Origin of the sequence: Streptacidiphilus sp. ASG 303 (genome assembly GCF_020991365.1) — a bacterium.
Classification (GTDB): Bacteria; Actinomycetota; Actinomycetes; order Streptomycetales; family Streptomycetaceae; genus Peterkaempfera.
The window spans coordinates 92,327-109,823 of the sequence record NZ_JAJLRA010000019.1 but is presented as its reverse complement, the minus strand read 5'-3'; the positions used below and the strand labels follow the sequence as shown (position 1 = coordinate 109,823).

The 17,497-nt window shown below is 74.8% G+C and carries 14 protein-coding genes; 8 read left to right on the top strand and 6 right to left on the bottom strand.

Annotated features, from left to right (window positions below; translation table 11 throughout):
• Positions 1 to 135: 135 nt before the first annotated feature.
• Positions 136 to 582 carry a DUF1772 domain-containing protein gene (locus tag LO771_RS21485; RefSeq protein ID WP_230654939.1) on the bottom strand — a complete coding sequence of 149 codons (447 nt, stop codon included), beginning with the start codon at positions 580 to 582 and terminating at the stop codon, positions 136 to 138.
• A gap of 88 nt (positions 583 to 670) precedes the next feature.
• Here LO771_RS21485 and LO771_RS21480 point away from each other — a divergent pair, with 88 nt between their 5' ends.
• The 4 genes from LO771_RS21480 to LO771_RS21465 all read left to right on the top strand — a co-directional run bounded on the left by LO771_RS21480 (position 671) and on the right by LO771_RS21465 (position 4,700).
• Complete coding sequence (locus LO771_RS21480; protein ID WP_230654936.1) at positions 671 to 1,249, top strand: TetR/AcrR family transcriptional regulator; 579 nt, start codon at positions 671 to 673, stop codon at positions 1,247 to 1,249.
• Positions 1,250 to 1,986: 737 nt separating this feature from the next.
• A complete protein-coding gene (locus tag LO771_RS21475) occupies positions 1,987 to 2,427 on the top strand; it encodes a hypothetical protein (RefSeq protein WP_230654934.1) in 441 nt (146 codons plus the stop codon).
• A 307-nt stretch (positions 2,428 to 2,734) separates the two neighbouring features.
• Positions 2,735 to 3,076, top strand: coding sequence for an SH3 domain-containing protein (locus LO771_RS21470; protein ID WP_230654932.1), 342 nt, complete (start codon positions 2,735 to 2,737; stop codon positions 3,074 to 3,076).
• Between the two features lie 883 nt (positions 3,077 to 3,959).
• Complete coding sequence (locus LO771_RS21465) at positions 3,960 to 4,700, top strand: hypothetical protein (protein ID WP_230654930.1); 741 nt, start codon at positions 3,960 to 3,962, stop codon at positions 4,698 to 4,700.
• A gap of 813 nt (positions 4,701 to 5,513) precedes the next feature.
• Here the strand turns inward: LO771_RS21465 and LO771_RS21460 are convergent.
• The 3 genes from LO771_RS21460 to cynR form a co-directional block, all read right to left on the bottom strand.
• Entirely contained in the window at positions 5,514 to 6,914 is a 1,401-nt protein-coding gene (locus LO771_RS21460) for a chitinase (protein WP_230654928.1), read from the bottom strand.
• Between the two features lie 422 nt (positions 6,915 to 7,336).
• Positions 7,337 to 8,581 (bottom strand): ThuA domain-containing protein, encoded by a 1,245-nt coding sequence (locus LO771_RS21455; protein WP_230654926.1) that lies wholly within the window; start codon positions 8,579 to 8,581, stop codon positions 7,337 to 7,339.
• Between the two features lie 548 nt (positions 8,582 to 9,129).
• Positions 9,130 to 10,074, bottom strand: coding sequence for a transcriptional regulator CynR (cynR, locus tag LO771_RS21450; RefSeq protein ID WP_230654923.1), 945 nt, complete (start codon positions 10,072 to 10,074; stop codon positions 9,130 to 9,132).
• Positions 10,075 to 10,145: 71 nt separating this feature from the next.
• On the opposite strand from cynR, the gene LO771_RS21445 reads away from it, so the two are divergent.
• Entirely contained in the window at positions 10,146 to 10,370 is a 225-nt protein-coding gene (locus tag LO771_RS21445) for a carbonic anhydrase (protein ID WP_308188963.1), read from the top strand.
• Between the two features lie 80 nt (positions 10,371 to 10,450).
• Positions 10,451 to 10,921 (top strand): cyanase, encoded by a 471-nt coding sequence (gene cynS / locus LO771_RS21440; RefSeq protein WP_230654921.1) that lies wholly within the window; start codon positions 10,451 to 10,453, stop codon positions 10,919 to 10,921.
• A 788-nt stretch (positions 10,922 to 11,709) separates the two neighbouring features.
• Here cynS and LO771_RS21435 read toward each other — a convergent pair.
• Together LO771_RS21435 and LO771_RS21430 are read right to left on the bottom strand one after the other, a co-directional pair.
• Complete coding sequence (locus LO771_RS21435; RefSeq protein ID WP_230654919.1) at positions 11,710 to 13,119, bottom strand: SigB/SigF/SigG family RNA polymerase sigma factor; 1,410 nt, start codon at positions 13,117 to 13,119, stop codon at positions 11,710 to 11,712.
• 358 nt (positions 13,120 to 13,477) lie between these two features.
• Entirely contained in the window at positions 13,478 to 14,494 is a 1,017-nt protein-coding gene (locus LO771_RS21430) for an SDR family oxidoreductase (protein WP_230654917.1), read from the bottom strand.
• A gap of 300 nt (positions 14,495 to 14,794) precedes the next feature.
• Here LO771_RS21430 and LO771_RS21425 point away from each other — a divergent pair, with 300 nt between their 5' ends.
• Positions 14,795 to 16,675 carry a glycoside hydrolase family 15 protein gene (locus LO771_RS21425; protein WP_374228212.1) on the top strand — a complete coding sequence of 627 codons (1,881 nt, stop codon included), beginning with the start codon at positions 14,795 to 14,797 and terminating at the stop codon, positions 16,673 to 16,675.
• Entirely contained in the window at positions 16,672 to 17,325 is a 654-nt protein-coding gene (locus tag LO771_RS21420) for a MarR family winged helix-turn-helix transcriptional regulator (protein WP_230654915.1), read from the top strand. The genes LO771_RS21425 and LO771_RS21420 overlap by 4 nt, the downstream gene beginning before the upstream one ends.
• Positions 17,326 to 17,497: the final 172 nt, after the last annotated feature.

Genomic DNA, 17,497 nt, shown 5'->3' with positions numbered 1-17,497 from the left:
AGGAGCGTCGTCTGTCGGGATCGCGGTTGCGGGCTCTGAGCGGCAGCTGCATTCCCGGATGCCGAGACTGCGGTGGCCGGCTGCCGCCCGGGGAGTGGGGGTCGTGCGCCACCGGCGCGGTGTCCGCCCGCAGGCTCAGGTGAGGGCGGCGGCGAGGAGGGCGAAGGCGGCGATGATGACGGCGACGCGGCCGTAGTGGTAGCGGTCCCAGCGGTTCATCTGCTCCTTCCAGTCGGCGGGCCGGTTCTCGGGGGTCCATGTCTTGCCCCGGTTGTTGATCGGGACGAGCAGCAGGATCGACATGATCACGCTGAGGACCAGCAGCGCGCCGGCGGTGACGACGAGGCCGGTGCCCTGGTGGTGCCGCCCGGCGAAGGCCCAGACCGCGACGAGGGCGAGCGAGCCGATGTACCAGACCGGCATCACGGCGCCGAGCATCCGGCCCCCGTGGGCGCGGCCGAGCTGGCCGCTGTCCTCGGGGAGTGCGTTGAGGATCGGGTTGATGACGAAGGCGACGGAGAACTCCACCCCCACCATCACGCCGACGATCACGGTGGTGACGACCTCGAGTGCGTCGAACATGATGCCCCCTGGCATCTAGTGCCGCTAGGTGATGAGGCAACGCTAGTACTGCCGCCGCTTGGTTGTCTAGCAGTGCTAGGATCCAATCATGTCGGTACAGGAGCGCAAGCGGCGCGAACGGGCGGAACGCGAACGCCTCATCGTGGCAACGGCCCGCGAACTCGCCGAGCAGCAGGGCTGGGACGCGGTCACCACCCGGCGTCTCGCCGAGCGCATCGAATACAGCCAGCCCGTCCTCTACAGCCATTTCCGCGGCAAGCGGGAGATCATCGGCGCCGTCGCCCTCGAAGGCGCCGCGGAGATGGCCGCGGCGGTGCGTGCCGCGACCTCCGCCGCGGACGGCCCGCGCGAGCGGGTCGCCGCCCTCGCCCACGCCTACCTCGGCTTCGCCGCACGCAACCCGGCGGTCTACGACGCCATGTTCCAGCTCGACGGCGGCCTGGCCTTCGCGGACGAGGACACCCCGCAACCTCTCAAGGACGCCTTCGCCGCCCTGCTGGAGAGCCTCGGCGAGGTCGCCGGGGACGGCGTCCACCCGGGACTGTTCACCGAGGTGTTCTGGGCGGCCCTGCACGGACTGGCCACCCTGACCCGGGCGGGGCGGCTGCCGCCGGAGGACACCGAGTCGAGGGTGGAACTGCTGGTGGACCGGCTCGCCAAGGTCTGACGCGCCATCCCGGCGTGCGCGCGGCCGGGCCCTCGGGCCCCGCCGCTGCCTGCCTGCGGCATCGCCCTCGGTCGCTCGCCCCCGGACGGCGCAGCCGCAGACCGCCGGGCCCGGCACCCCGGACGGGCATCCGCCCCGCACGCTGCGATGAACGTCGACCACGACCGGGCGCCCGCCCCAGGGACCGTCCGGAGTCGTGGGCGGTGAGCTTCTCGGCAGTCATCCGCAGGGGTAACTGCGCGGCCCGTCCGGCGCCGATCGCGGATCGGAGGCGTGGCCGGACGGGGCGGGGCGGCACGGTGGTGGGCGTGCGGGGCGTCCCCGGGTTCGGCCGGCGCAGCCGGGTCCGTGCCTGGACACGCCAGGGGCCGAACGCGGCCCGGCCTGCGCTGCCTGCGCTGCCTGCGGGCCGAGCGGCGCCCGGCACGGTCTGCCCCGTCACGTCGGGTCCGCCGGCTGTCCGCACCCGGACCGGATCCCCCGCCGTGGCATGCGCCCCGAGCGCCACAGTCCCCCGTAGGTGCCCCCGGTGCATTCTCAGTGTCCCGCATGCCGTCCGGCCGGAGCCTTTCGGCTGAGGCCAAATGACTTGTGGGTACATGTCAAAGTCTTCCACCATGATGTCGGCGCGACGGGGTTCCCCCTCGTGGGCGGGTCCACCGCAGCCGTGCACCGGAGCCACGTCGCCGCACCTGCCCTGCAGTGACGTCTGCCGATTCCACGAAGCGGAGTACAGCATGGTGAAGCACCGCACGAAGTCCCGTCGTACGGCTTCCGTCGCAGCGATGTGTGCCGCCGCCGCAGCCACGGTCGTCCTTGCCTCGGCCCCGGCGACCGCCGCCTCCACGTGGTGGAGCGACCCGAACTCCTGCACCGGCGCCGCCACGGCAACCGAGAGGACCGTCAGCGGCCGACAGGTCCAGGTCCGCTACGGCATGTGCGGCGGCTCGCAGTACGGCTGGGGGCGCATCCTCAACTACGGCTCGTCGGACTACATCCGCTTCGAGGTCTCCCTCGGGGGCCACGTCTGGGACTACGCCGACATCAAGCTTGCCGGCAGCCGCAACTACACCCAGGGCTACCTGACGAGTTCGAGCTCCGCCGTCGCCTTCCGCGCCTGCTACGTGACCTCGATCCTCGGCACCTGCACCTCCACCAACTCCACGTCCTGGTGGTAGGGACCGGAACGGCGCGAGGAGCCTTGTGCCGGAACAGCCGGCCGGTCGCGTCGCCCGCGGTTCGCAGCCGGCCGGCCGCCGTCGCGGCCGGCCGCCCTGCCGAGGCGGCATCCACCGCTGACCCGAACCGGTCGCTGACTGCGGGTCAGGGGGATCCGCGCAGTCCACGGACTCCACGCGGCCCGCCTGCACCGGCGCCGGCGCCGGCGCGGAGATGGAACGCCTGATCCACGCATGTCCCCATCCACGCGGACACGGTCATGGCCGCGTGGAGCCCCGGTATCCGATCTCATCCTGGAGGTTCCCCATGAGGAAAGCCGTCGCCGTCGCCTTCTCCGCTGCGGCACTCTCGCTCACCGCCGTGCCGGCCGCCCACGCCGCTCCGGCGAACGCCGTCACCGCGGCCGTCACCTGCCCGGGCTCCCTCAGCAACTACACGCATGTCCAGTCGAGCGTGGACTGGCTGAAGGTGCGCACCGGACCGTCGACCAGCTACGCGGCCGTAGGCCAGCTCCCCGGCGGCGCCGCGTTCACCTTCAGCTCCTCGGGAGTCCAGTCCGGCGGTCACTACTGGGTGTGCGGCTACGGCTACAACGGCAGCACCAAGCTCACCGGCTGGGTCGCCGGCGAGTACCTGGTGTGGCCCTGACCGGGCCGGGCCGACGTGCGGGCCGGGAAGCCGCCGGCATGCCGCTCCCGGCCCCGCCGCTCGACCGGGAGTCCCCGTCGGGTGATCATCAGGTGGTCGGCCCGTGAAGGCAGGGCCTCACGGAATCCCGAAAGGCGTCGTAGCCGTCGAGGAGGTCCGGGAGGCCCTGCTGCCGCAGTCGCACGCCCTCACGCCCAGGGGAGCGCACGGCGATCACCTTCTCCCGCTGCACAGGGGTGTCCTGCCTGCGTTCCCCTCCGAGGAACGGCCCGGTGTTCCATCAACCCGTTCCGCGGAGAGCGGTGCGTCGGAGGGCCGGGCCGTGTCGGTTCCCGCCCCGTCAGGGGCGGACCAGGGAGCCGGACCGGTCGGAGAGGCGGCCGGGGCCGGCCCGTTGTCCTCGACGGCCAGGCGGACGCTGTTCTGGAAGGAGCCGGTGGGGGCGTTGCCGAGGGGCAACCGGGCGAGGACCTGCCGGCGGCGTCGGCGCAGGACTGCGCTCCTGCACCGGGGCGCGGACGGCTCGACGTCCTCGGCCTGATCCGCACGGGACGGCGGCGGGAGGACCCCGGGAGACGGAGGAGGAGGAAGAGGCCGGGCATGTGCGGCGCCGTGCGGTCCGAGCCTGCCGGGAGCGGGCAGGTGCGGGCAGGTGCGGGCAGGCGCGGGCGGGAGCGGGCGGGAGCGGGCGGGAGGGCAGGGTTCCGGGTCGACGGCTGTGCGTGACTTCCGGTATGCGGCCGGTGGCCGCACCTCCCCTCCGGTCGCTGCCGGTGCGGGGCGGGGCGGGACGGCGACGGCCCGGTCGGCCCGGTGGATCCCGGGTGCCGGTCGTGGGCATGCTGGACATAGGTCGGGGGCCGTCGGGAACGAGGTGGCGCAGATGCTCGACCTGTCGTCCACGTTGTCGCGGCGTCCCGAGGTGCGGGGACGGGCTCCCTGGCCGGACCACGAGTACGTCCGTGGCTGGGGCGTGTTCGGCCTGCCTTTCGACTCCGGTCACGTGCTCGCGCTGCGGGTGTTCCCGGAGGGCTCCTTCGCCCCGTACCGCACGCTGTGGCATCGCGATCCGGGCGGCAGGTGGTCGATCCACGTCGACGGGGAGCGGCTCGACACGGCGTGCCCGCGGTACTACGGCGCCGCCTGCGACCACACGGGATCCGCCCGGATCGGTCTCACCTGGACGGGCCCAGTGTCCCTGAGGGTGACGATGGACACGCCCGCGGTGGACTGGACCCTCACCGCCCGCGTGACCAGGCCCCTCTCGCTGCTGAACCGCGTCAGCGCGGTGCTGCCGCCGGCCACATGGCGCCCCCGCCCCCTGGTGGGGGCTCGCGAGCTGGCGGCCCGCGCGCTGGGGCTGGGCCGCCTGCGGATGTCCGGGGTGATGCCGAGCGGCCACAGCGGGACACTGATGCCTCAGCAGATGTACTTCATCGACGAGGCCCACGCCACGTTCGACGGTGTCGACCTCGGACACCCCGTTCGACTGCGGGAGAACCCGCGCATCGGCGACGTCCCCCTGCCTGCGCGCGGCGTTCTCGCCGTCGGCCAGGCCGTCTGGCGGATCCAGGACCGGGCCGAGTACGAGCGCATGCGCTCCCTGACAGCCCGGCCGTCCTGAGCCGCCCGGCCGTCCTGAGCCGCGCGCCCGCGCGCCGGCCCGGGGAGTGGCGGCCTCAGGACCCCCGGACCGGCACGCCGGGCCGGGGCACCCGCGCGCGGCGCCCGCCCTGCGGGCGTCCGGCGGCCGGACTCGGCCGGCTCGGGCGGCCCTCCGGCTTCACCCGCGAGGTGATGTTCCGACGGTGCCCTGACTGCCAGGAGCACAACATCGTGCGCGAGGACGACTTCGTCTGTGTCTTCTGCGGCAGCGATCTGCCGGAGGCGTGGAACGTGGATCCCACCGCGTAACGGCCGAGGGCCACAGCCACTCGTCGATGGCAGCGGCGAGGACAGCCGCCTCGTAGCGGACCGCGAGCCTGCCGTGTCGCGTGGCGACGGCGCGGTGCCTCCTGAGGCGATTGATCCCGCACCCGACCGCATGGCGCTCGCGGTAGTCGACCCAGGGGTGTTCCAAAGTCTCGGTGATCATGCAGGTCTTCAGGCCGCGCTGTTGCGAGGACGTGGTGCAGGCCCGCCACCCGTGAAACGAAGCTCCGGTTGTTCGGGCGACCCTGCCAGGTCGCCTTGGATTTCCGGAGCTTGTCCTCGGCGGACCGATGCACGATTTCCGCAACACCGCCGGACAGAGGTCACACCGGCACGGCGAACGCCCGGATCGGCGCACGTACGGGACTTGTGGCACCCAACAGGGGGCACGGGCCTGTCGACGGCCCCGGTGTCCGCAGTGCGCGACGTGCGGGTCCGGCGGAGGGGCCGCCGCAGCCGCGTGGTGCTCCTCACCTTCGCGGCGGCCCCATCTCCGGGAGGGGGTTCAGGCGGGCAGGGACCACTTCTGGTTGGCGCTGCCGGTGCAGGACCAGATCTGGGACTGGGTGCCGGGGGTGGTGGACCAGTCGGTGTCGTCCAGGCACTTGCCCGACTGGGGGTTGAGCAGCGAGCCGTCGGCCTGCGGGACCCACACCTGCGCTCCGGTGCCGTTGCAGTCGTACAGCTGCACCCTGGTCCCGTCGGCAGTACCGCCGGCGGTGACGTCCAGGCACTTGCCGAGCACCTGGAGGGTGTGGCCGGCGTCGTCGACGGTCCAGTTCTGGGCGCTGGTGCCGTTGCAGGTGTAGACCTGGACCGGGCTGCCGTTGGCTGTCGAGGCACTCCTGTCGTCGAGGCAGAGGCCCGCGTAGCCGCTGATCGGACCGGTGTGCGGAGTGCCGCCCCCGCCGCCGACGGCGTTGAAGACGGCGGCGAACTGGTAGGGGCTCTGCGGCGTGCCGCTGCAGGTGCTGGAGAGCGTGCCGTTCGTCGCGCAGGCCTTGTCGCGGCCGAGGGCCCAGTAGCCGATCTGCTGGATGCCGTTGGACCTGGCGAAGTCGGTGAGGGTGGTGGCGTTGCCGGTGGTGAAGACCTCGTTGAGCGAATCGTTCACGCCGATCATGGGCGTACTGCCCTCCATGGACCACAGCTGCGCGGAGGTCTTCGTGGTCCAGACGCTTCCCAGCTGGGTGTGCAGTGCGTTGGCGGCACTGATGGCGGCCGCACCCATGTCGGAGACGTTCTGGTAGTAGTCCATGGTCATGATGTTGACCAGGTTGACGTTCACGTTGCGGGACTTGGCGTTGCCGACGAGGTTCATCCCCTCGGAGCTCAGACCGTCGGGGTTCGTCGCCAGCGTGTAGTCGACGTCGAGCCTCCGTCCCGCGGCCGCGGCGGCCGCCTGGAGGTTCGCCAGAGCCTGGTTGCGGCGGTCGTTGGCGGCGGTGTCACCGACCGCCGCCCCCTCGATGTCGAAGTCGATCCGCGTGAGGTTGAGCGTGTCGATGACCCGCTGGTACTGGGTCTGCAGGGCCGCGACGGTACCGCAGGCCTGGGCGAGCTCGGTGCCGGCGGCGCCTCCGAAGGAGGCGATGACGTCCCCTCCCGAGGCCCGCAGGCTGTTGATCGCCCCGGTCCAGCCGGCGTCGTTGATCGGCATGTTGCCGTTGAAGGTGGCGTTGCAGGAGCCGTCGCTGAGGACGAACGCGAGGTGGAAGTGGTTGACGCCGGTGGCGGCCTGGGCGTTCGCCATGGCGGACGGGGAGTTCCAGGTCTCCACCCAGGGCGCGACGTACTGGGCGGGGAAGCCGGGACCGGGGTTGGCCGCCGCCTGGGCCTGGGGGGCGTTGAGGAGGGAGACGGCCGCCAGGAGGCCGACGAGGGGGGACAGGTGTCTGATACGCATGAGCCGTCCAAGGGGTGTGGGGGCGTACGGGGCCGGTGGGGGAGGAAGAGCGGCCGGGAAGGGCGAGGAGGACCGCTCGGGTCATCGGTGGACGGGAGGGCCGACAAGGGGAGGTCTTCGTCCTGTCGGCCCGGGCTTCTCGGGTCGACGTCCCGGGAGCTGCCGCGACGTGGCTTCACGCAGGCGTGCGACGGCCCTGTTCTGCCGCCTCGCCGTCCTCGGGTGCGGAGGGGATCCGTGCGCGATTGCGGGGCACCGCCGGGGGAGGGGCCTGCAGGTGGGGTGCCCGACACGCCCGCTTCCCGGCGGCGCGGGGCGGCGTCCCCGGTGGTGCCGGGCCGGCGGGGAGGGGGGTCGTCTGCAGGTCCCCGCCCTGTAGGGGGATCCTCAGCTCCGCGATGGGGCGGTGTGCGGGCCGGGCGTCAGGACGGCAGTGTCCAGCTCTGGTTCGCCCCGCCGGTGCAGGACCAGATCTGCAGCCGGGTGCCGTTGGCGGAACTCGGACCGGTGGCGTCCAGGCATCTGCCGGACCGGGGGTTCACCAGCGAGCCGCCGGTGCCGGGCCGCCACTGCTGCGCACCGGTGCCGTTGCAGTCGTACAGCTGCACCTTGGTGCCGTCGGCCGTGCCGCCCGCGGTGACGTCCAGGCACTTGCCCAGCGCCCGGAGACTGCCGTCCGCGGCGACCGTCCAGTTCTGGGCGGCGGTGCCGTTGCAGGTGTAGAGCTGCACCGCCGTGCCGTTGGCGCTGTCGGCTCCGGCGACGTCCACGCACGTGCCGCCGTACCCGTGGATCGCGCCGGTGGGTCCGCCGGGCGGCGTGACCGGTCCGGACTGCCCGCCCAGCCAGCGCAGCCCCTGGATGAGCAGCTGGTTCTGCTGCGCGCTGGCGAAGGTGGACGACAGGGGGGTGTTGGTGGAGTAGTCCATGGCGTTGTGGCCGAAGTTCGCGTAGATCATCCTGTAGTCGCGGTTGGACCAGACGACAGGGTAGGAGCCGCTGTACCAGGACTGGTCGGGATCCGTGCCGACCGGGAAGGTCGAGGGGTCCATCGACGCCAGGATGTCGATCGCCGGGTTCGTCCGCAGGTCGTTCTGCCAGCTGTACCACTCGCTGACCGATGACGTGATGGTGGACGGCAGGCCGGCCGTCGCCGGGTGGGTGCCGTCGTCGATCCTGAGCGTCTCGGCGGTCGGCCACCAGGTGTTGGTGCGGAAGGTACCCGTCCCCAGCAAGGTGTTGTGGTACCAGGGCCAGTCACCGCTGTCGGCGTTGTAGGCCGCGACGTGGAAGCCCAGGAACCCGCCGCCGTTGTTCATGTACGTCTGGAACGCGGACTGCTGCGCGGCGGCGTGGGGGTAGTCGTCGAGGAACATCACCACCTGGTAGTCGGCCAGGTTGGCGGCGTTCAGCTGGTTCCAGTCGGTGGTCGAGGTGTACGAGAAGCCGTACTGCGCACCCGCCTGCGGGAACCAGGAGTTGGCTTCCTGGTCGAAGCTGATGTGTGCCGGGTCGTTCGTGCTGCCGTAGAAGGCGAGGACGTTGAAGGCCGGTGCTGCATGGGCGGCGGGGGGTGTCCAGGTCTGCAGGCCGAGCACCACGGTGAACAGGGTGAGCAGCCGCAGCAGGGACCGGTGCCACAAAAAGGCGGTGGGGGATGCGGACACGGAAGGCCCTTCTCGTGCGCGGGGCGGGGGTGGCGCACTCGCTGCTCGCATTGAAAGGTCTGGACCATTGGCGCGTCAATAGTTTTTTCAACACTTGAATTTGACGTACCGTCAGACAAAAACGGCCGGATTTGCACGCGTACCCGGGACGAGGCGCGGCCCCGCGCCGACCGGTTCGCAGGGCCGTCGTGCCGCTGCCGCGGGTACGGCGGTCGCACCCGTGCGCGAGGGGGCGGCCGTGCGCGGGTGCCGGCCCCGGCCCGGCCCGGCTGCTGCCGCCGTCGGCCCGGGCCGCCACGACCGTGCCGGTCCGGTCGGGGGCCGGGGCCCCGCTCGGCGGCATGGGGTTGTGCGGCGGCTGCCGGCGACCGGCCGGAACGAGAAGTCCGACGGAGCCGCATCCTCCGGCGCGGCGTGGATGGCGACGACCGCTGGACCGGTGCCGCCGACGCCCCGTCGGAGACGTCGGCGCTGGTCTGCGGGAACACCGGTCACGTCGGGAACACCGGTCACGTCGGGGAGGCTTCGGTGGATCCGGGCTCAGGCCTTCAGGCGGATCCGTGTGCTCCTTGCGGAGGGTCGGTGCGGGCCGGTTCGTCGCCGGTGTGGCCGAAGATGTGGGCGTGGCGTTCGGCGAGCGTGGTGAAGGAGCGGGCGGCGGCGCTCTGGTAGGAGGTGTCCCGGCGGAGCAGTGCCACGGTGCGTGAAGGCAGCGGGGGGTCGACGGCGACGGCGTGGAGGTGGGGCCGATCCCCGGTGACGGCGTCGGGCAGCACGGTGGCGAGTCCGGTTCGCCGGACGATCGCGATGAGCGCGCCGACGGAGTTGGCCTCGACGGCGACCTGTGGCTGGACCCCGTGCTCGGCGAGGTACTGGTCGATGTGGCGCCGGGTGGCGAAGTCGGTGCTGAGGAGGGCGAGTCGCTGGTCGCGCAGGGCGCGCACCGGTAGCGGGCCCGGGAGGGTCGCCCAGGGGTGGGTGGAGGCGACGACGAGGCCGAGGTGCTCGGTGAACAGGGTGCTGGCGGTGATGGCCGGCAGGTGTGCCCCGCTGAAGGCGATGCCGAGGTCGAGCCGGTCGGCGGCCAGTTCGGACTCGATGCGGGCCTGTGCCATCTCGCGGATGTCCAGGGTGATCCCGGGGTGGCGCGCGTGGAAGTCCTCGACGAGCGTCCCGACCAGGTAGGCCGTGAAGGTCGGCGTCACGGCCAGGCGCAGGGTGCCGCGTGAGAGGTCCTGGACGTCGCGGACCGCACGCTCGGCCGCGGCGAGGTCGCGCAGGGCCTGACGCGCGTAGTGGGTGTAGGCCTGGCCGGCGTCGGTGAGGCGCACGGTGCGCCCGGAGCGGTCGAGCAGCTGCACCTGAAGGGAGCTCTCCAGCTGCCTGACCTGCTGCGAGAGCGTGGGCTGCGAGACGTGCAGGGCTTCGGCGGCGCGGGTGAAGCTGGCGTGCTCGGCCACGGCGAGCAGGTACCGGAGGTGGCGCAGTTCCATGCCGTCAACCATAGGTGTCATCGATGGCAATCATGGATATTGCGTCTTTGGAACTATAGAAAAGGTCATGCATCGTTGAGGTCACAGGCGGGCACTCCGCCGGCCCGGAGCGGGTCGCCGCCCTGGTGAAGGACAACGTCCTCGTCCAGCTGGCGAACCTGCAGACCCACCCCTCGGTCGCCAAGGCCCTGGTCCGGCGCAAGGTCACCCTGCACGGCCGGGTCTACGACATCGGGTCCGGCTCCGCCGAGACGCTCGACACCGGAACCGGACGCTTCACCGCCCTGGCGGGCTGACCACCCCCTCCCACCACCCGTCACACCCCCGAACCAGGTCCGGGCACCCCGCTGAGGACCCCACCCGAAAGGCCCACCCCATGGTGCACTCCCAGTTCGACCCGGCCGCCCGCCGGCAGCTCGCCCTGCAGGTCGTCGAAGCAAAGGCCGAGAAGGACCTCACCTGGCAGGAGCTGGCAGACACCGCCGGCCTCTCCGTCGCCTTCGTCACCGCCGCCCTGCTCGGCCAGCACCCCCTCCCCGAACAGTCCGCAACGGCCGTCGCCGAGCGCCTCGGTCTCGACCGGGACGCCGCCCGGCTGCTCCAGACCGTCCCGCTGCGCGGATCCATCCCCGGCGGCATCCCCACCGACCCGACCATCTACCGCTTCCACGAGATGCTCCAGGTCTACGGCACCACCCTCAAGGCCCTGGTCCACGAGCAGCTCGGCGACGGCATCGTCTCCGCCATCAACTTCAGACTCGACTTCAAGACCGTCGAGGACCCCGAGGGCGGCCGCCGGGCCGTCATCACCCTGGACGGCAAGTACCTGCCCACCAAGCCGTTCTGACCCCCGGCGGGGCGGGGAACCCGGCAGGCCTTCCCGCCCCCGCCCCAGGTCCGGGCCCCGCCGGCAAGGAATTCCGTCGTGTGCTTCGCCCGGCACACCCTTGGCCCGCCCTGTCGCAACGGAGTCGAGGACAGGCGCCCGTGGGCGGTGCCCGCCCGGGGCGACGGCACCCTCCGGGGCTTCCGGGGCATCTCCGCCCGGCCGGTGGCGACGCTGCCCGACGGCTCCGGTCCCCGGACGGTGGACGCACAGGGCCAGGGACCGGAGGCGGGCCACGACATGGCCGGCAGGACCTGCGTCGGCGGCCGCCTGGGCATCCTGCCCTGGCCCGAGTGCAGGCTGCCGGCAGGGGGGATGGATGGCGCGCATCCGGGAGGCCGTCGAGGAACCCTGGATGCTCCTGGCCGGATCGCTGGACCTCCTGGTGGCGGTGGCCGAGGCGGAGTACCGCTCCGAGGCCCGCATCGGGCACCGGTCCACGGCTGGACGACCGTTGCGACAACTGCGGCTTCCCCGCGTCCCGCGCTCCTGTCACCGAGCTCTCGCAGACCGGGTGCCACGGGGCGGCGTCAGGCGGCGTTCGGGGCGGACCAGGCGGGCCCCGAGCTGCGCGACCCGGACGGGAGAACACCGGGCGGACGCGTGGCCGCCCGCTGCGCGCGGCGTTCTCGCCGTCGGCCAGGCCTTCTGGCGGATCCAGGACCGGGCCGAGTACGAGCGCATGCGCTCCCTGACAGCCCGGCCGTCCTGAGCCGCGCGCCCGCGCGCCGGCCCGGGCAGGGGCGGCCTCAGGGCCCCCGGACCGGCACGCCGGTCCGGGGCACCCGCGCGCGGCGCCCGCCGTGCGGGCGTCCGGCGGCCGGGCTCGGCCGGCTCCCGACCGGCCCGCCCGCCCCGGCGGGGCTGACGGGGGCGGACACCGGACGGCCCCGCGGACGGCGGTCCACCGCGGCGGGGGAGGGGCGGTCCGGGACGGGGGGCCGCGGGCGCCGCCCGGCCGTTCCGCGGGAGCAGCCGTTCCCGGCCGCTCCGTACGAGGAACCGTTCCCGGGTGCTTCCACGGCCTCCGGCGTTGTGCACCCGGCTCCCGGGCCGGGGCGGCCCGGTCCGGGAGCCGCACCGTCGGCGTGAACACCCTGGTCCCCGAAGGGGCGCGCCCGCCGGTTCGCGCCTCCGGCAACGTCCCGGGCCGGCCTGCCCCGGGCGCCGTCCGTGAGGACGCCCGCAGCGGCGCCGACGGCCTCCGGGCCCCGGCGGCCGCCCGGGTGCGGACGGGCCGGACGTCCCGAGCCGTGCGGGACGGCCTCCGCGGCGGGCGCGCCGCCCCGCGCCGGACGGCGGTCCTCCGGTGCGCGGTCCTGGTCCCGCCGTCGCCGCTGCGACCCGGCGCCGGTGCCGCACTCCGGTCCGGCCGTCCCCGCGGCAGGGCCCTCCGGGCCCAGCACCTGCTCCCGCAGGAGGGTGAAGCAGTCGCGCAGCAGCCGCGAGACGTGCATCTGGGAGAGGCCCACCGCCTCGGCGACCTGCCTCTGCGTCATGTCCTCGAAGAACCGCAGGTACAGGATGCGGCGCTCGCGCTCCGGCAGCCGCTCCACCAGGGGGCGCAGCGACACCCGGTCGACGGCGAGGTCCAGGCCGGGGTCCTCGGCGCCCGCGAGGTCGGCGAGGGCCGGTCCGCCGTGGCGGCCCGCCGGGGCCGCGTCCAGGGAGCGGGTGTGCCGGACGTCCTCGGCCCCCAGGGCCCGGCGCACGTCCGCGACGTCCAGCCCGGTGTGCGCCGCGAGGTCCTCCGCGGTGGGCCGGGCACCGTGGTTCCGCTGCTGGAGCTCGGCGCGGGCGGTGCGGATCCGGGCCAGGACCTCCTGGACCGGACGCGGTACGTGCACGCCCGCGGTCCGGTCCCGCAGGTGCCGCCGGACCTCCCCGCGGATGGTGGGCACCGCGTACGAGAGGAAGGCGTGGCCGCGGGCGCCGTCGTAGCCGTCCACGGCCTTGACCAGTCCCACACAGGCGACCTGGTAGAGGTCCTCGGCGTCCTCGCCCCGGCCCCGGAACCGGCCCGCGATGCGGCGGGCCAGGGGCAGCAGGGACCGGACGGCCTCGTCGCGCACGGCCAGGCGCTCGGGGGAGTCCCTCAGCTCCGACAGCCGCCGGAGCAGTGCGTCCACCTGCTCGGGCAGCCCGTCGGAGCGGGTCACGGCACGGACCGGCGCGGCGGGCGGGACCGCGGCGTGGTCGCGCGGTGTGCCCGGCGGGGCGGCCGTGGCGCTCACCACGGTGTGCGGGGGATCGCGTGTGCCCCCGGCGCTGCGGCCTGCCCCGGAAGGGGGCGGCCCGGGGGCGCGGCATTGTGCGGTCCGGTCGCGCGGGGAGTCATGGCGGCCTCTCCTCCCGTGGGGATGCGGGCGTCTCGTCGTACGCCTGTCCGGCACGGACGGACCGAACCTTTGCACAAGGCAAAAATTACGTGCCTTTTCTCCCGATTCGGCGGACCGCCTGCGGACCGGGCCGTGTCGTAAGCCCCCGAGGTCCCCCGGTCCCCCGATGCCGGCCTCCTCAGCGGCGGCGGGCCCCTGACCGCAGCGGCCCGCCCAGTGCGCTCAGTCCGCACGCCACCACGCCGGCGCAGGCCAGGACCGTGCGGTGCCGGCTCGCCCACCCCCAGGCGTCGTGCCCGTGCGCCCGGTCGTCGAAGGGGCCGTGCGCCCCGGCGTCCTCGTGCTCGTCCGAGGGCGCGAAGAGGTTGGCGGGGCGCACCGGCGTGTCCTCGCCGGTCTGCTGGGAGGCGAAGCCCGTGCGCGCCAGGTACCGGTCGGCGAGCCACGGTGCGACGCGGTTGCCGAGCAGGGTGTACGCGGTGGACACGCCCACCCAGGCGTTGCGGCGGGGGTGGCGGGCCAGGAACACCACCGCGCGCGCGGCGACCTCCGGCTGGTAGATCGGCGGCACCGGCTGGGGCCTCCCCGGCATCCGGTTGAGGACCCAGGTGAACTGCGGCGTGTTCATTCCGGGAAGCTGCACCCCGCAGATCCGCACGCCGCTGCGCCGGTGCTCCAGCTCCGTGCGGACCGCCTCCGTGAACCCGACCACGGCGTGCTTCGCCCCGCAGTACGCGCTCTGCAGCGGGATGCCGCGGCCGCTCAGGGCGGACCCCACGTTGACCACCACCCCCCGGTCGCGCGGGCCCATCAGGCGCAGCGCCGCCCGGGTCCCGTTGACCTGCCCGTGGTAGGTGACGTCGGTGACGCGGCGGAACTCCTCGTCGTCCACCTCCGTGAACGGGGCCAGGAAGCCGGCGAACGCACAGTTCACCCAGACGTCCACCGGCCCCAGCCCCTCCTCCGCGCGGTCGGCCGCCTCCTCGACCGCCTTCGCGTCGGCGACGTCCGTCTGCAGGGCGAGGCCCCTCCGCCCGGCGGCCTCCACCTCGGCCACCGCCGCGCGCAGGCCGGTCCGCCCCCGGGCCAGCACCGCCACGTCGCAGCCGTCCGCCGCCAGCGCGCGCACCACGGCCCGGCCCACCCCGGCCGAACCGCCCGTCACCACGGCCACCCGGCCGCCTGCTCCTGCCATGGCCCTGCCTCCCGTCGTCTCCTGCCGTAGGCCGCGCCCCGCCGCTCCGGGCGGCCGGGGCGCGGCACGTGCTCCGCGGTCCCCGGGTGCACCGCCCCCCTCCGCCGAAACACCCGGCCCGCCCGGCCCCCCGGTCCGCCCGGCCCGCCCGCCCCCCCCCGGGCCCCCCGGGCCTCCCGGGCCCGCCCGCACCGGCTCCGTCCCCGCTCTCCCGGCCCCGGCGATCGGCGGTCGGCGGAGCCGCCACGGGGTACCCCGCCAGCGGACCGTGCCGTGACCGCGCACCCCGAGGAGGACCACGTGACGCGCACAGACCGACGCCCACGGGAGCAGCCGGACCCGGGGGAGCCCGCCACCGCGCCGCCCCCCGGCCGGACCGGCCCGGCCGAGCCGGGCCCCTGGGCCCTGCGGGACTACGCCCTGCTCGCCGACGGTGAGCGCGGCGCCCTGGTCGGACCCCGCGGCGACGTCGTGTGGATGTGCGCGCCGCGCTGGGACGGCGACGCCGTCCTCTCCCCCCTCATCGGGGGCCGCGGCACCTACCTCGTCACCCCCGAGGACCCCTGGAACGTGTGGGGCGGCTCCTACGAGGACGGCACCCTGGTCCACACCGGCCGCTGGGTGCTGCCCGACGGCGTCGTCGAGTGCCGGGAGGCCCTGGCGCTGCCCGCCGACCCCGGCCGGGCGGTGCTGCTGCGCCGCGTCCTCGCGGTGCGGGGCACGGCCCGGGTACGGGTCCGCCTCGACCTGCGGGCCGGCTTCGGAGCGCACCCCCTGACCGGTCTGCGCCGGGACGCCGGGGTGTGGACCGCCCGCACCGGCGGCCTGCGGGTCCGGCTCGCGGGGGCGGCGGAGGCGGTCCCCGACCGGGACGGCGTCCTGGAGGCGGTCCTCACCGTCGCCGCCGGCGACGCGCACGACCTCGTGCTGGAGGTGGGGGACCGGCTGCCGGAGCGGCCCCCCGGCCCCGCCGCCCTGTGGAGCTCCACCGCCGCCGCCTGGCGGGACGCGGTCCCTCCCTACGAGGACCGCCCGGCCGCCCGTGACGCCCGGCTCGCCCACGCGGTCCTCCATGGGATGACCAGTGCGAGCGGCGGCATGGTCGCCGCCGCCACCACCTCGCTGCCCGAGCGCAGCGAGGCCGGCCGCAACTACGACTACCGCTTCGCCTGGGTCCGCGACCAGTGCTACGCCGGACTCGCGGTCGCCGCCCACGGGCCGCACCCCCTCCTCGACCGGTCCGTGCGCTTCACCGCGGAACGCGTCCTCGCCGACGGCCCCCGCCTCCGCCCCGCCTACGCGGTCGACGGGGGACCGGTCCCGCCCGAGCGGCCGCTCGGCCTGCCCGGCTACCCCGGCGGCAGCGACCGGGTGGGCAACCGGGCGGGGAGCCAGTTCCAGCTCGACACCTACGGCGAGTTCCTCCAGCTGTGCGCCGCCGCCGCCGCCCGCCTGGACCGCCTGGACGCCGACGCGCACCGCGCCGTGGGGACGGCGGTGCGCGCGGTCGCCGAGGAGTGGGACCGGCCGGACGCGGGACTGTGGGAGACCCACGACGCCTGGTGGACGCACTCGCGGCTCGCGGCCGTCGCCGGCCTGCACCGGATCGCCGAGGCGCTCCCCGGGCCCGGCGCCGCCGACCGGGCGCACCTCGCCGACCGGATCCTTCGGGAGACCGAGCGCCGCTGCCTGCGGCCCGACGGCCGCTGGCGGCGCGCCGCCGACGACGACCGGGTCGACGCCGCACTGCTGGTCCCCTACGCCCGCGGCGGGCTCCCGCCCGAGCCCGGCCGGGAGGAGCGGACCCGCAGGGCGGTCGTCGGGGCGCTCGCGCAGGAGGGGTACGTCTACCGGTTCCGGCACGGCGACGGGCCACTGGGGGAGGCCGAGGGCGCCTTCCTGCTGTGCGGGTTCGTCATGGCGCTCGCGGACCCCGACCCCGTGGCGGCCGTCCGCTGGTTCGAGCGCAACCGCGCCGCCTGCGGACCGCCGGGGCTCCTCGCCGAGGAGTACGACGTCGGGCAGCGGCAGCTGCGCGGCAACCTCCCCCAGGCGTTCGTCCACGCCCTGCTCCTGGAGTGCACGGCCCGCCTGGGGGCGCCGCCCGCCTCCGGGACCGGGAGCGGCGTCAGCGGGGCGGGCGGCGGCCGGGCGGCCCCTGGCGGTAGGAAGGAGCCATGACAGAACTCCGGCCGGCCGCGGACGGCGGCACGCTCCCCGCCCCCGGCCCCTCCGACAGCTCGGCCGCCCCCGGGCGGGCCGCCGCCGACCAGGGCCCCGCCGCCCCCGAGGGCCCCGCCACTCCGGAGGGCCCCGCCACCCCAGAGGGTCCGGCCGTTCCTGCGCGTCCCGTCACCCCCGACAGGGAGGACGAGGACGAGGTCGTCACGGCCGTCCTGGCCGCCTCCCGCGTCCTGGTGGCCCTCTCGGTGCGCTCCCTGGCGGGGACCGCCGAGGACCTCACCCTGCCCCGCTTCCGCATGCTCGTGGTCCTGGAGACGCGCGGCCCCCTGAGCCTGTCGCGGCTGGCCGAGCAGCTCGGGGTGAACCCGTCGACGGCGATGCGCATGGCCGACCGGCTTGCCGCCGCGGGCCTGGTCGTGCGCGAGGCCGGGGTCCGCGACCGCCGCGAGGTGCGGGTCGCCCTCGCCCCGGAGGGGCGGCGCACCGTCGCCCTCGTCCTCGAACGCCGCCGGGAGGAGATCCGGCGGGTCGTCGCGGCGGTGCCCGCCGACCGCAGGGCCGGCCTGGTGGGTGCCCTGCGGGACCTCGCCGAGGCCGGAGGGGAGCCGTACGCGCTCCCCCTTCCCCCCGACCCTCCGGGATGGTGACGGACGGTCCGGTCCCGGCGCCCGCACGACCGTTTCCCCTCCGGTCCGGCGGGCACCCAGGGGCTCTTCGCCCGCCTCCGGCCGCACGCCGGCCGAGGACAGGAGGGACCCGCAGGGAACCCGCCGGCCCGCCTGCCCGCCCTCCGCGGTCCGCCGACCGCCGCCCTCGCGG